9 protein-coding genes are annotated in these 13,764 nt (G+C 70.2%); 4 read left to right on the forward strand and 5 right to left on the reverse strand.

What is annotated here, in order from left to right:
* Window positions 1-2: 2 nt before the first annotated feature.
* Window positions 3-1,040, reverse strand: a complete 1,038-nt coding sequence (locus tag ACZ7OY_RS08605) for a bile acid:sodium symporter family protein (protein WP_471910707.1) — start codon at window positions 1,038-1,040, stop codon at window positions 3-5.
* A 142-nt stretch (window positions 1,041-1,182) separates the two neighbouring features.
* Between ACZ7OY_RS08605 and ACZ7OY_RS08610 the strand changes: the two genes are divergently transcribed.
* The 3 genes from ACZ7OY_RS08610 (at window position 1,183) to ACZ7OY_RS08620 (ending at window position 5,244) form a co-directional block, all read left to right on the forward strand.
* Window positions 1,183-2,094, forward strand: coding sequence for a LysR substrate-binding domain-containing protein (locus ACZ7OY_RS08610; protein ID WP_471910708.1), 912 nt, complete (start codon window positions 1,183-1,185; stop codon window positions 2,092-2,094).
* Window positions 2,095-2,472: 378 nt separating this feature from the next.
* Window positions 2,473-4,299 (forward strand): AMP-dependent synthetase/ligase, encoded by a 1,827-nt coding sequence (locus ACZ7OY_RS08615; protein ID WP_471910709.1) that lies wholly within the window; start codon window positions 2,473-2,475, stop codon window positions 4,297-4,299.
* A 108-nt stretch (window positions 4,300-4,407) separates the two neighbouring features.
* A complete protein-coding gene (locus ACZ7OY_RS08620; RefSeq protein ID WP_471910710.1) occupies window positions 4,408-5,244 on the forward strand; it encodes an aldo/keto reductase in 837 nt (278 codons plus the stop codon).
* A 22-nt stretch (window positions 5,245-5,266) separates the two neighbouring features.
* On the opposite strand, the gene ACZ7OY_RS08625 is transcribed toward ACZ7OY_RS08620, so the two are convergent.
* The 4 genes from ACZ7OY_RS08625 to ACZ7OY_RS08640 form a co-directional block, all read right to left on the reverse strand.
* Window positions 5,267-5,968: an SDR family oxidoreductase gene (locus ACZ7OY_RS08625; RefSeq protein ID WP_471910711.1), complete on the reverse strand. Its 702-nt coding sequence runs from the start codon at window positions 5,966-5,968 to the stop codon at window positions 5,267-5,269.
* A 115-nt stretch (window positions 5,969-6,083) separates the two neighbouring features.
* The gene (locus tag ACZ7OY_RS08630; protein ID WP_471910712.1) at window positions 6,084-6,977 is read right to left on the reverse strand and encodes a class I SAM-dependent methyltransferase; all 894 of its coding nucleotides are present in this window, start codon (window positions 6,975-6,977) and stop codon (window positions 6,084-6,086) included.
* A 151-nt stretch (window positions 6,978-7,128) separates the two neighbouring features.
* Complete coding sequence (locus ACZ7OY_RS08635; RefSeq protein ID WP_471910713.1) at window positions 7,129-8,829, reverse strand: glycoside hydrolase family 6 protein; 1,701 nt, start codon at window positions 8,827-8,829, stop codon at window positions 7,129-7,131.
* A gap of 131 nt (window positions 8,830-8,960) precedes the next feature.
* Window positions 8,961-10,448, reverse strand: a complete 1,488-nt coding sequence (locus tag ACZ7OY_RS08640; RefSeq protein WP_471910714.1) for a cellulase family glycosylhydrolase — start codon at window positions 10,446-10,448, stop codon at window positions 8,961-8,963.
* A 275-nt stretch (window positions 10,449-10,723) separates the two neighbouring features.
* On the opposite strand from ACZ7OY_RS08640, the gene ACZ7OY_RS08645 reads away from it, so the two are divergent.
* Entirely contained in the window at window positions 10,724-13,642 is a 2,919-nt protein-coding gene (locus ACZ7OY_RS08645) for a glycoside hydrolase family 48 protein (protein WP_471910715.1), read from the forward strand.
* Window positions 13,643-13,764: the final 122 nt, after the last annotated feature.

Here is a 13,764-nt window from a genome sequence, read left to right on the forward strand (position 1 = left end):
GGTCAGCGCGAACGGGTCCCCATGACCGTGCCGGTCCGCACCGGGACGGCCGGCGCGGCGGCGCCGGCCGGTTCCGGGTCGTGGGCCCGGCGCTTGGCGATCACCGCGCACACCATCAGCTGCATCTGGTGGAAGAGCATCAGCGGCAGCACCGCGAGCGAGGCGTGTGCGCCGAACAGCACGCTCGCCATCGGCAGTCCGGAGGCCAGGGACTTCTTCGAGCCGGCGAACTGGATGGCGACGCGGTCCTCGCGGCCGAAGCCCAGCGCCTTCGCGCCGTACCAGGTCAGCGCGAGCATCACGGCGAGCAGGACGGCCTCGACCAGGAGCAGCCCGCCGAGCCGGACCGGGCTGATCTGGTGCCAGACGCCCTGGACCATGCCCTCGCTGAACGCGGTGTAGACGACGAGGAGGATGGATCCGCGGTCCACGTAGCCGAGCGCCTTCCGGTGCCGGGCGACGAAACCGCCGATCCAGCGGCGCAGCACCTGCCCGGCCAGGAACGGCGCGAGCAGCTGGAGCACGATCTTGACGAGGGAGTCTGCGGAGAACCCGCCGCCGCTGCCGCCGAGCAGCGCGGCCGCCAGCAGCGGGGTGACGACGATGCCCGCGAGCGAGGAGAAGGAGCCGGCGCAGATCGCCGCGGGCACGTTGCCGCGGGCCATCGAGGTGAAGGCGATCGACGACTGGATGGTGGAGGGGACCAGGGTGAGGAACAGCAGTCCCTGGTAGAGCGAGTGGGTCAGCGGCACCGGGACGAGTCCGCGGGCGGCCAGGCCGAACAGCGGAAAGACCACGAAGGTGCAGAGCAGGACGGTGCCGTGCAGCCGCCAGTGGCGCAGCCCCTCGAGCGCCTCGCGGGTGGACAGCCGGGCCCCGTAGAGGAAGAAGAGGAAGGCGATCGCGGCCGTGGAGGCACCGGAGGCGACCTCGGCGGCCGCTCCGCGCGCGGGCAGGAGCGCGGCGAGGCCCACCGTCCCGAGCAGCAGCAGGATGTACGGGTCGATCGGCATCCGACTCGGCCGGCGCAGGCGTTTCACGGTGCTCCACTTGCTCGTGCGTTGCGGTCCGGGGCCGCTCAGGAGACCCCCCTCCATCGTCCTCTCCCGCTTCGTGATCGGGAATCCGTCATACCGCTCTGACTGTCATCGCGTGACGTGATGGCCGTATACGGTGGTGGGTGTGTACGACCCCTCCCAGCTGCGTACCTTTCTCGCGGTGGCGCAGACGCTGAGCTTCACCCAGGCCGCCGGGCGGCTGGGGCTGCGCCAGTCGACCGTCAGCCAGCACGTACGGCGGCTGGAGGACGCCACCGGCCGCACACTGTTCACCCGGGACACGCACTCGGTGGAGCTGACGGAGGACGGCGAGGCGATGCTCGGCTTCGCGCGCCGGATCCTGGAGGTGCACGAGCAGGCGGCGACGTTCTTCGCCGGCACCCGGCTGCGCGGCCGGCTGCGCTTCGGCGCGTCGGAGGACTTCGTGCTGACCCGGCTCCCGGAGATCCTGGAGGGCTTCCGGCACGACCATCCAGAGGTCGACCTGGAACTGACCGTGGAACTGTCCGGCACGCTCCACGAGCAGCTGGCCGCCGGGAAGCTCGACCTGGTGCTGGCCAAGCGGCGCCCGGGGGACCCGCGCGGCGAGCTGGTGTGGCGCGACGAACTGGTGTGGATCGGCGCGCAACGGCTGCGCCTGGATCCCGACCGTCCGGTGCCGCTGATCGTCTACCCGCCGCCGGGGATCACCCGGGCCCTCGCCTTCGAGGCACTCCAGCGCCAGGGGCGGGCCTGGCGGGTGGCGTGCACCAGCGGCAGCCTCAACGGGCTGATCGCGGCGGCACGGGCGGGACTGGGCGTGATGGCGCACTCGCGCGGGCTGGTCCCGCCGGGCCTGGTGCGGGTGCCGGAGCGGGCGGGCCTGCCGGAGCTGGGCCGCGTCGAGTTCGTCCTGGTGCACGGCCGGCGGCGGACGGCGGCGCAGGGCGCGGCGGACGCGCTGGCCGCGGCGGTCCTCGGCGGCGGGGACCGGCTGCACCGCCGCTGGCGCGGACCCGGCGAGGAGCGCGCCGGCGCGACGGCAGCGGGTACGTGAGCTGCTTGACCCGGCGCAGGAACGGCGTCGTCTCCGCGTGCCGGACCCCCGCGGCCGACCGCCTCCGCGCCAAGCCCCGCCGGACCCCGCACCGGGCCCCGCCGGACCCCGCACGGGGGCCCGGCGGACCCCGCACGGAGGCTCGGCGGGGCTCCCCGAGGATCGTTCAATGTCGTACAGATTCAGTGGAGATTACGGTCGCGAAACTTACTCAACCGTCAGGTTTGTGTCCGGTCCTCCCCGCTATCGACCCTTTTTCCCTCCCCCTGGACAGCCGGAGCCCGCCCTCGCCCGGCTTTCCGCCCCCTCCCGACCTGGCGTTCGGTGGGGTAGCTTTCACGGCGCTGTGCGGTGCGTCACTAGAGCGGGGAGCGGGGTTTGCGCGAGTTCACCAACCCTCCGTCGGCGTCGGCACCGCCGGTCGGCGGCCTGGCCGACGTCGTCTTCCAATATGCCGAGGAAGACCCGCTGCACATCGCGCTCGGCCGCAAGGACGAACAGGGACAGTGGCAGGACGTGACGTCCGCCGAGTTCCGCGACGAGGTGCTCGCCCTCGCCAAGGGGCTGCTGGCCGAGGGCATCCGTTTCGGCGACCGGGTCGCCATCATGTCCCGCACCCGCTACGAGTGGACGCTCCTCGACTTCGCGCTGTGGTCGATCGGCGCCCAGGTCGTGCCGATCTACCCGACCTCCTCGGCCGAGCAGTGCTTCTGGATGCTGTACGACGCCGAGGTGGCGGCGGCGATCGTGGAGCACGAGGACCACGCGATGACGATCGCCACCGTCATCGACCGCCTGCCGCGGCTGCGCCGGCTGTGGCAGCTCGACGACGGCTGCGTACCGGAGCTGTACGAGGCCGGCGCCCATCTCGACGACGAGGTGGTGCACCGGCACCGGGAGGCGGTCACCCCCGAGTCGACCGCCACCGTCATCTACACCTCGGGCACCACGGGCCGCCCCAAGGGCTGCGTCCTCTCGCACGGCAACTTCATGTTCGAGGCGGACACGGTGATCGCCCGCTGGGAGCCGGTGTTCCACTCCAAGAAGGGCGACGAGGCGGCGACCCTGCTGTTCCTGCCGCTCGCGCACGTCTTCGGCCGGATGGTGGAGATCGCCGCGATCCGCGGCCGGGTCCGGTTCGGCCACCAGCCGCAGCTCAACGCGTCCGCGCTGCTGCCCGACCTGGCCGCCTTCCGGCCGACCTTCATCCTCGCCGTGCCGTACATCTTCGAGAAGGTGTTCAACGCGGCCCGCCGCAAGGCGGAGACGGACGGCAAGGCCGGCCCGTTCGAGAAGGCCGTCGAGGTGGCGGTGAAGTACGCCGAGGCGGTGGAGAACAAGGCCTGGGGCCTGGGTCCCGGCCCGTCGGCGGCGCTGCGCGTGCAGCACCAGTTCTTCGACAAGGTCGTCTACGCCAAGGTGCGCGCCGCGATGGGCGGCCGCATCCGCAACGCCATGTCGGGCGGCTCCGCGATGGACCGGCGGCTCGGCCTGTTCTTCGCGGGCGCCGGGGTGCAGATCTACGAGGGCTACGGGCTCACCGAGTCGACCGCCGCCGCGACCGCCAACCCGCCCGAGCAGACCCGCTACGGCACCGTCGGCCAAGCCGTCCCGGGCGTGACCGTGCACATCGCGGACGACGGCGAGATCTGGCTGAACGGCGCCAACGTCTTCCAGGGCTATCTCAACAACCCCAAGGCCACCGACGAGTCCCTGCACGACGGCTGGCTGGCCACCGGCGACCTGGGCTCCCTGGACGAGGACGGCTACCTCACCATCACCGGGCGCAAGAAGGAGATCCTGGTCACCTCCGGCGGCAAGAGCGTCTCGCCGGGGGTGCTGGAGGAACGCGTCCGCGACCACCCGCTGGTCAACCAGTGCATCGTCGTCGGCAACGACCGCCCCTACATCGCGGCCCTGGTCACCCTCGACGAGGAGGCCGTGGAGCACTGGCTCCAGATGACCGGCAGAGCGCTGCCGTCCCCGGCCGAGCTGGTGCGCGACTCGGCCCTGGAGACCGAGGTGCGGCGGGCCGTGGTCGCGGCGAACACCCTCGTCTCGCAGGCCGAGTCGATCCGCACCTTCCGGATCCTGGCCCAGCCGTTCACCGAGGAGCACGGACTGCTCACCCCGTCGCTGAAACTCAAGCGCAAGGCGATCGAGAAGGTCTACGCCGACGAGGTCGAGGCTCTTTACCACGCCTGAGCCGTTCCCCGGCGGTTCGGACGGATTCCCTCGTCAGGAATGCATCACGGCCCGTGATCGTTGACGATGGGAGTACCACTTGACGGACAACCGAAGGATCAAGAGCTCGTGAGCAGCAAGGTCCCCCCGATCATCCTCAACAACGGCGTCGAGATGCCCCAGCTGGGCTTCGGTGTCTGGCAGGTGCCGGACGCCGAGGCGGAGCAGGCGGTCGCCACCGCGCTGGAGGCCGGGTACCGCAGCATCGACACAGCGGCGATCTACGGCAACGAAGAGGGCACCGGCAAGGCCGTCGCGGCCTCCGGCATCCCCCGCGAGGACGTCTTCGTCACCACCAAGCTCTGGAACAGCGACCAGGGGTACGACGCGACTCTGCGCGCGTTCGACACCTCCCTGCACAAGCTGGGGCTGGACTACCTCGACCTCTACCTCATCCACTGGCCGCTGCCGTCCCGGGACACGTACGTCGACACCTACAAGGCGCTCGAGAAGCTCTACGCGGACGGCCGGGTGCGCGCCATCGGCGTGTCCAACTTCCTGCCGGAGTACCTGGAGCGGCTGATCTCGGAGACCTCGGTCATTCCCGCGGTCAACCAGATCGAACTGCACCCCTACCTCCAGCAGCACGTCTCCCGTGAGCTGCACGCGCAGCAGGGCATCGCCACCGAGGCCTGGTCGCCGCTCGGCCAGGGCAAGGGCCTGCTGGAGGTCCCGGCGATCGTCGCGATCGCCCAGAAGCACAACCGCACCCCGGCCCAGGTCGTGCTGCGCTGGCACCTCCAGCTCGGCAACGTGGTGATCCCGAAGTCCGTGACGCCGACCCGGATCAAGGAGAATATCGCCGTGTTCGACTTCGTCCTGGACACCGAGGACCTCGCGGCGATCAGCGCCCTGAACGAGGACCGCCGGATCGGTCCCGACCCGGCGGTCTTCGACATGGGCTGACCTGGCCTGTCGAAGCTCTACGTCAGTTGGGCTGTCCGAGCGGCCGTACGACGACGGTGTTCACGTCGACCCCGTGCGGCTGCCGGACGGCCCAGACGATCGAGTCGGCGATCTGGTCGGCGGTGAGCAGCCGCCCGGGCGGCAGCGAGCCGTTCCCGTCCCAGAACGGGGTCTCCACCCGGCCGGGCGCGACCAGGGTCACGCCGACGCCGAAGTCCGTGACCTGCCGACGGGTGTTCTCGGCGAGGCCGGTCACCGCCCACTTCGTGGCGCCGTAGAGGTTGCCCGGCGTGGGCACGAACCCGGCGACGCTGCCGATCAGCACGATCCGGCCCCGGCTCTCCTTCAGCGCGTCGATCGAGGCCCTGATCAGCAGGGCGGGTCCCAGCACGTTGGTCAGGACCATCTCGGTCCAGCCGGCGGGGTCGCCGTCCGCGACCGCGTCGTGGGTGGCGATGCCGGCGTTGGCGACGACGGTGTCCAGCCGGCCGTAGGCCTTGACCGTGGCCTCGACGGCCGACCAGATCTGCGCATAGTCCGCCGCATCCCCGACCAGGGTCAGCAGGCCCTCGGGGTGGCCGAGTTCCTCGGCGAACTCGGTCAGCCGCCGCTCGCCGCGGCCGGTGACGGCGACCCGCTGCCCCTGGTCCAGCAGCCGCCGCGCGACGGCGGCGCCGATGCCGCTGCCGCCTCCGGTGATGAGCGTGACCGGAGAGTCGGTCATGGTTACCCCCTACGTCTCGGTGAACGTCGGGAGTCCATCATTTGGAGCGCTCTCGAAGTCAAGCGCGGCCGCCGCGGACCCCGCGCGCGGTCGGCCGGGCGGCACCGGGGCGTCGCTACGCGGGCCGCACCGCCGTGTACACGGTGTGCGCCGCCAGCACGAACACGTCCGGCCGGCGGTGCACGCCCGCCTCGTCGTCCGGGTCGAGCAGACGGTCGAGGACGGTGAGGTCCTCGGGGTCGATGTCCTCGGCGCAGTCCTCGCGCAGCCAGGACAGGGACGTGGCCACATAGGCGCGGGCGCGCTCGGACGCGGGCGCGGGCAGATCCAGCAGGAAGGTGCGGGTGCCGGTGTGCTTCAGGCCCGCGGCGCCCAGCAGGGCGGGCCAGTCCTCGCGCCCGGCGACGGACCCCGGCAGACCGGCGCGCATCCGCGCGAACCACGCCTCCAGCACCCCGTCGAGCCGCGACTGGAGTCCGGGGCGGCCCAGGCCCAGGTCGCGCGGCAGGTAGCGGGCGGGCAGCCCGCCCTCCATCAGCGCCAGCGTCCCGCCCGGGGCCAGCCGGTCGGCGAAGGCGGAGAGGGCGGCGCCCTGGTCGCCGATGTGGTGCAGACTGCGGGCCGCCCACAGCAGGTCGACGGGTCCGTCCGACTCGGCCAGCACGGACGGAAGATCACCGGCCAGGGTGGCGAAGCGGTCCGCGAGACCGAGTGCGGCCGCGCGCTGCCGGGCCCGCTCCAGCAGCGGGGCGGCGGCGTCCACGGCGACCACCCGCGCGCCCGGGAACGTCTGGGCGAAGCGGCAGGAGACGACTCCGGGCCCACTGCCCGCGTCGACGATCAGACCGGGCTCGGCCACCTGCTCCCCGAGCCAGGCCAGGACCTGGGTGTACAGCGGCGCGAACAGTTCCGCCTGGGCCTCCAACGGTTCGGCCATCTCGGCCCAGTCCAGGTCGGAGCCGGATACGTCGCCCTCGCCGTGACCGTGGTGATGGTGGTGATGCGCCATGGAAATCAGCCTCTCGTCCGGTTGCCGTCAGCGTGCTCCGACACACCGTGCGACGGCCACCTCCCTTGCCGGGACGGCAACGGCGGGGGGCGGAAGCCGCCACCGGGGCCGGCCCCTGGAGGGGTCGGCCCCGGTGGAGCGGGTCAGTGCTCTACAGCGCCGGGTAGGCGTTCTGCATCAGTTGCTGGAACTGGGCGGAGAACCAGTGGCCGGACAGCGGGGCGTTCGGCAGGGCGCCCGACATGCTGTTGCCGTTGCGGGCGTTGCCCGTGTAGGTCGGGTCGCACATCCGGTCGAAGCCCTTGCCCTCGTCGTTCGCGATGGCGCTGCTGGAGCCGTCGGACTCACCCGGCGGCTTCATCCACACGTACGCGTCGATCCCGGCCGCCGGGGCCGCCTTCGGCCGTTCGCCGAGACCGGCACCGGACTGGTTGCACCAGTTGCCGATGTGGATGCGGCGGTCGTAGCGGCCACCGTCGACATAGGTGTCCACGCTGGTCGTGGCGCCCGGTCCGGCGGGCCGGGCGGTGCCGCCCCAGCCGTTCCTGGAGGTGTCGATCAGCATGCCGATACCGGAGTTGAAGCCCACCGAGACGAGCTGGTTGCGGAAGCCCTGGGCGTACGACAGCTCGTCCACGTACCGGTTCCAGTCGACCCACTTCGACTGGCGCACGGAGGTGCCGTTGACGGTGTCGTTGATGGTGAAGTTGTTCTCCTTCAGGGCGCTGTAGTTGGCCGTGTTGGTGATGAAGCCGTGCACGTCGGCGACGGTGGCACCCTCGGCGTTGGCGGCCTGGTAGAAGAGCTGGGCGGACGGGGCGAAGTTGTCGTCCCAGCCGAGCCAGCCGTGGTGTCCGGCGTCGATGTAGTTGTAGACGTTGGGGATCGCGCCGAGCTTGTGCAGGGCGTAGCCGACGCCCTTCACGTAGTTGCCGTTGGCGAGCATGGTGTCGCAGGCGGGAGTGGCGGTGGCCCGGCTGCCGGTGTTGGTGACGAGGTTGGGCAGCGAGTCGATCTCGATGGTGGTGACGATCCGCAGCGAGGCGTACTTCGAGTCGGCCAGGATCGCCGCGATCGGGTCGATGAACTGCGTCTTGTACTTGTCGATCTCCGTCGGGCCGAGTTCGCCGTTGGAGGCCAGTGCCGCGCAGTCACGTCCGGGCAGGTCGTAGACGACCAGCTGGACGACCTCCTCGCCGGTGCCCTTCTGGGCGAGCGCCGCGTCGAGGTGGGCCCGCAGGCCCATGCTCCCGTTGGCGCCCGCGATGGCGGCGATGCGGTCGAGCCAGACACCGGTGGGCTGGTTGGAGATCCGGCTGCCGCCGGTCTCCGCCGCGGCCTTCGCCGACCACTCGGGGTTCACGTACACCTTGGCCCCGGCGTAGGGGTTGTCGACCCGGGTGCCGGTGCCGCCCCCACCGTCGCCCCCGCCACTGCTCCCGTCGTCGACGTTGCAGGTCACGCCGTCGAGGGTGAAGGTGGTCGGGAGGGCGTTGGTGCCGCTGTAGGAGGCCTGGAAGCCGAAGCTGACCGAACCGCCGGTCGCCAGCGTCCCGTTGTAGCTCTCGTTGTTGGCGGTGACGGCGGTACCGCTCTGGGTGATCTTCGCGTTCCAGCCGTTGGTGATCTTCTGGTTGCCGGCGTAGGCCCACTTCACCGACCAACTGCTCTTGGCGGCGCTGTTGTTGGTGACGGTCACGTTGGCGGTGAAGCCCGTGTCCCACTGGTTCTGCACCGAATAGGCGACGGTGCAGGGGACGGCTGCGTACGCGGGAGCGACCGTGACGGCCGCTCCTGAGGCGCCGGCGATCAACGCCAGTGCGGCGAGTACCGCTGTTCTGCTACGGCTCATGAGTGCGGGTTCCTTCTGTGGTGTTCCGTGATGGATTACGCGATGGACTGCACGGTGGAGCGCGTGACGGATTGCACGGTGGAGCACTTGACGGATTGCACGGTGGAGCGCGTGCCGGACTGCGGGACGGATCAGCCGTTCAGGGCGCGCAGATGGTCACGCAGCCCGGCTCCGTACGACGTGGGTGTGCCGTCGTAGGCTGAGATGAGGGACGGCCCCGATGAGCAGTCCCAGGTGTTCCAGGTCCAGCCCAGGTAGGACAGACCGTGGGCGTCGAACCACTTCATGACCTGGTCGACGAACGCGTGCGAGCAGGTGTTCTCGCCGATCTCCCCCGCCACCAGGGGCACTTGGGCGGCGACCGGGGCGAGGGTGGAGTTCCAGCAGCTCTCGCTCGCGCAGGTGTTGAAGTTGTACACGTGATAGGCGGCGGCGAGATTGCCCGCCGGGTCGGCGGGCCGGTGGGCGAGCCACTGGCTCAGGTCGTTGGAGTAGGCGAGCCCGCCGGCCAGGATCAGGTTGTTCGCGCCGGCGCCGCGGACGGCGTCGACCAGATCCTGCATTCCGGCCACTTCGTAGCCGATGCCGGGGCAGCTGCCGCCGTCGCGCCAGCACTGCCAGGCCTGGGTGGTCGTGGCGGTGGCCCGGTCCGGGTAGGGCTCGTTGAACAGGTCGAACGCGACGGCCGGGTCGGCCTTGAAGGTGCTCGCCACCGACGACCAGAACGTGGGCGAGTACTGCATGTCAGGCATCGGCTTCTGGCAGGTGGCGTGGACGTCGGAGCAGCCGGCCGAGTTGCCGGTGTACTGCCCGTAGGTCCAGTGGAGTTCGACGACCGGCGTCATGCCGTGCGCCTCGACCCGGGCCACCAGGTCCTTCACCGCGCTGATGTAGTTGGCCCCGGAGTACTGGGGTTTGATGTTGGACAGGCCGAGCCAGCACTCCTCGTTCAACGGTATCCGGACGGTGTTGGCCTTCCAGTCGGCGATCGCCTTGACCGCGGCGTCGTCGACCGGTCCGTCCCAGATGCCGTACCCCTGCACGCACATGAACTCGCCGCCGGACCGGTTGACGCCGAGCAGCCGGCGGGTGGCACCGGAGGCGTCGACGAGCTTGTTCCCGGAGACGTGCAGCGCGGGCGCCTTGCCGTCCGAGGGCGGCTCGGTCGGGGTCGGGGTGGGTGTGGGGGTGGGTGACGGCTCCGCGTCGGCGTTGCACGTGGTGCCGTTGAGCTTGAACGTGGCCGGTGGGGTGTTGCCGCCCGACCAGGAGGCGATGAATCCGGCGCTGACGCTCGCGCCGGTACCGAGGGATCCGTTGTAGCTCTCGTTCACGGCGGTGACGGCCGCACCGGACTGGGACCACTTGGCGTTCCAGCCCTGGGTGACCTGCTGGCCGCCGGCGAAGTCGAAGGTGAGGCTCCAGCTGCTCAGGGCGGCCGTGTTGTTGGTGATGCTCACGGTGCCCTGGAAGCCGGAGTCCCACTGACTGACGACGGAGTACTGCACCGTGCACGCCGGCGTGGCCGCCTGCGCTGTGACGACCGGTACGACCGCTGTCCCGATGAGGGCGATCGCACCGGCCACGACTAAAAGACCTGAACGCGGGGGGTGTCGCATGAGCGACTCCTTGCAGCTCGGGCGCGTCGTGGCGGACGCGTCGACTGTTGGAATCGCTCCCACTGGTGCGAAGGAAGGTAGCGCCAAGTGACGGCGAAGAACAGAGGGTGCGCTGACTTTTCCTCAATGTGGCCGACGACGTGTTCATCGAATCTTTTCGACTCTTCAAGTGTCTTGACCGCCCCTACCCCCGTCCTCACTATGGGAGCGCTCCCACTGGTTCAAGCCTTGACTTCTCCGAGCCGCAACAGCCGCAACAAGGAGGAACCAGCACCATGCATCCCCCACCCCGAAGGCGCAGAGCCGTACGACGGTTATGGGCCGCCGCCGTGACGGCACTGGCCCTCCCCCTGTCGATGCTCGCCGTCGGCACGGCCCCCGCCCAGGCGGCCACGCTCCAGTGCAGCGTCGACTACAAGACCAACGACTGGGGCTCCGGCTTCACCGCGGACCTGACCCTCACCAACCGCGGCACGGACGCCATCAGCGGCTGGGCCCTGACCTACGCCTACACCGGCAACCAGAAGCTGGTGAACGGCTGGAACGGCACCTGGACCCAGTCCGGCACCGCGATCACCGTGAACAACGCCTCGTACAACGGGACGATCGCCGCGGGCGCGGCGGTGAGCACGGGCGCGCAGTTCAGCTACAGCGGCACCAACACCGCTCCCGCCTCCTTCGCGGTCAACGGCACCACCTGCGCCGGCGCCCATCAGCCGCCGCTGGCCGTGCTGACCAGCCCGGCCGCGGGCGCGGTCTACACCCAGGGCACCGCGGTCCCGCTCGCGGCCACCGCCGCGGCCGCGGACGGCGCGACGATCAGCAAGGTGGAGTTCTACGACAACACCACGCTGCTCGGCACGGACACCAGCGCGCCCTACTCGCTCTCGGCCTCCGGCTTGACCGTGGGCAGTCATTCACTGCTCGCGAAGGCCTACGACAGTCTGGGCGCGTCGGCGGAGTCCACCCCGGTCGGCATCACGGTCGCCTCGGGTCCCGCCGTGGTGGCCTCGACCAGCCAGCTGGCCGTCCAGCAGGGCAAGACGGCCACGTACAGCGTGAAGCTGTCGACGCAGCCGAGTGCGAACGTCACCGTCACCACCGCGCGCACCGGCGGCAACACCGGTGTGTCGGTCACCGGCGGCGCCTCGCTCACCTTCACGCCGTCCAACTGGAGCACCGCGCAGACGGTGACGGTCACCGCCGCCGCCACCGGCACCGGCGCGGCCACCTTCGACTCGACGGCCACCGGCTACACCAAGGCCACCGTGACGGTCACGCAGATCGCCGCGTCGAAGGAGTACGACGCCCGCTTCCTGGACCTCTACGGGAAGATCACCAACCCGGCGAACGGCTACTTCTCGCCCGAGGGCATCCCGTACCACGCGGTCGAGACGCTGATCGTCGAGGCCCCGGACCAGGGGCACGAGACCACGTCGGAGGCGTACAGCTACCTCCTGTGGCTCCAGGCCATGTACGGCAAGGTCTCGGGCGACTGGACCAAGTTCAACGGCGCGTGGGACCTCATGGAGAAGTACATGATCCCCACCCACGCCGACCAGCCGACCAACTCCTTCTACAACGCCTCGAAGCCGGCGACCTACGCGCCCGAGCTGGACACGCCGAACGAGTATCCGGCCAAGCTCGACACCGCGGTCTCCGTCGGTACGGACCCGATCGCCGGTGAGCTGAAGACGGCGTACGGCACCGACGACGTCTACGGCATGCACTGGATCCAGGACGTCGACAACGTCTACGGGTACGGCAACGAACCCGGCAAGTGCGAGGCGGGTCCGACCGCGACCGGTCCTTCGTACATCAACACCTTCCAGCGCGGCCCGCAGGAGTCGGTGTGGGAGACGGTGCCGCAGCCGACCTGCGACGCCTTCAAGTACGGTGGCACCAACGGCTATCTGGACCTCTTCACCGGCGACTCGTCGTACGCCAAGCAGTGGAAGTACACCGACGCCCCGGACGCGGACGCCCGTGCGGTGCAGGCCGCGTACTGGGCGGACGTATGGGCCAAGGCCCAGGGCAAGGGCGGTGACGTGTCGGCCACCGTCGGCAAGGCGGCGAAGATGGGCGACTATCTGCGCTACGCCATGTACGACAAGTACTTCAAGAAGATCGGCAACTGTGTCGGGCCGTCCACCTGCGCGGCCGGTACCGGCAAGGACGCCTCGGCCTATCTGCTGTCCTGGTACTACGCCTGGGGCGGCGCCAACGACACCAGTGCCGGCTGGGCCTGGCGCATCGGCTCCAGCCATGTCCACGGCGGCTACCAGAACCCCCTCGCCGCCTACGCGCTCAGCACCAACGCCGACCTGAAGCCGAAGTCGGCCACGGGTCAGGCGGACTGGGCCAAGTCCCTCGACCGGCAACTGGAGTTCTACCGCTGGCTCCAGTCGAACGAGGGCGCCATCGCGGGCGGCGCCACCAACAGCTGGGCGGGCCGGTACGCGACCCCGCCGGCCGGTACGTCCACCTTCTACGGCATGTACTACGACCAGCAGCCCGTCTACCACGACCCGCCGTCCAACCAGTGGTTCGGCTTCCAGGCGTGGTCGATGGAGCGGGTCGCCGAGTACTACCAGCAGACCGGGAGCGCCAGTGCCAAGGCGGTCCTCGACAAGTGGGTCACCTGGGCGCTGTCCAAGACCACGATCAACCCGGACGGCACCTATCTGATCCCCTCCACGCTCCAGTGGTCCGGCCAGCCCGACACCTGGAACGCGTCGAGCCCTGGCGCCAACAGCGGCCTGCACGTCACCGTCGCCGACTACACCAACGACGTCGGCGTGGCGGCCGCGTACGCCAAGACCCTGACGTACTACGCCGCCAAGTCCGGGAACGCGCAGGCGAAGACGACGGCGAAGGCGCTCCTCGACGGCATGTGGGGCAACTACCAGGACAGCCTGGGCGTCGCCGTGCCGGAGACCCGGACCGACTACAGCCGCTTCAACGACAGCGTGTACGTGCCCAGCGGCTGGACCGGCAAGATGCCCAACGGCGACACGATCAACTCGTCCTCGACCTTCACCTCGCTGCGGTCCTTCTACAAGAACGACCCGGCCTGGTCGAAGATCTCGTCCTATCTCGCGGGCGGCGCCGCGCCCGTGTTCACGTACCACCGTTTCTGGGCCCAGGCGGACATCGCCATGGCCATGGGTTCGTACGCGGAGCTCCTCGAATAAGTCCCCGCCATCGCTCCGCGTACCGCGCCGGGCGGCCCCCACCCGCACAGGGGGCCGCCCGGTCGTCGCGTCCCGCCCCTTTCTGTTCCTCTCCCCCGTTCCTCCCCGTCAAGGAAGGACCC

The sequence above is a fragment of the Streptomyces sp. NPDC107559 genome (assembly GCF_055657365.1).

What these genes read in the sequence shown, in the direction of transcription:
- ACZ7OY_RS08625 (WP_471910711.1), bottom strand. Translation starts at nt 5,968, where the DNA reads ATGACCGACTCTCCGGTCACGCTCATCACCGGAGGCGGCAGCGGCATC.
- ACZ7OY_RS08630 (WP_471910712.1), bottom strand. Translation starts at nt 6,977, where the DNA reads ATGGCGCATCACCACCATCACCACGGTCACGGCGAGGGCGACGTATCC.
- ACZ7OY_RS08635 (WP_471910713.1), bottom strand. Translation starts at nt 8,829, where the DNA reads ATGAGCCGTAGCAGAACAGCGGTACTCGCCGCACTGGCGTTGATCGCC.
- ACZ7OY_RS08640 (WP_471910714.1), bottom strand. Translation starts at nt 10,448, where the DNA reads ATGCGACACCCCCCGCGTTCAGGTCTTTTAGTCGTGGCCGGTGCGATC.
- ACZ7OY_RS08645 (WP_471910715.1), top strand. Translation starts at nt 10,724, where the DNA reads ATGCATCCCCCACCCCGAAGGCGCAGAGCCGTACGACGGTTATGGGCC.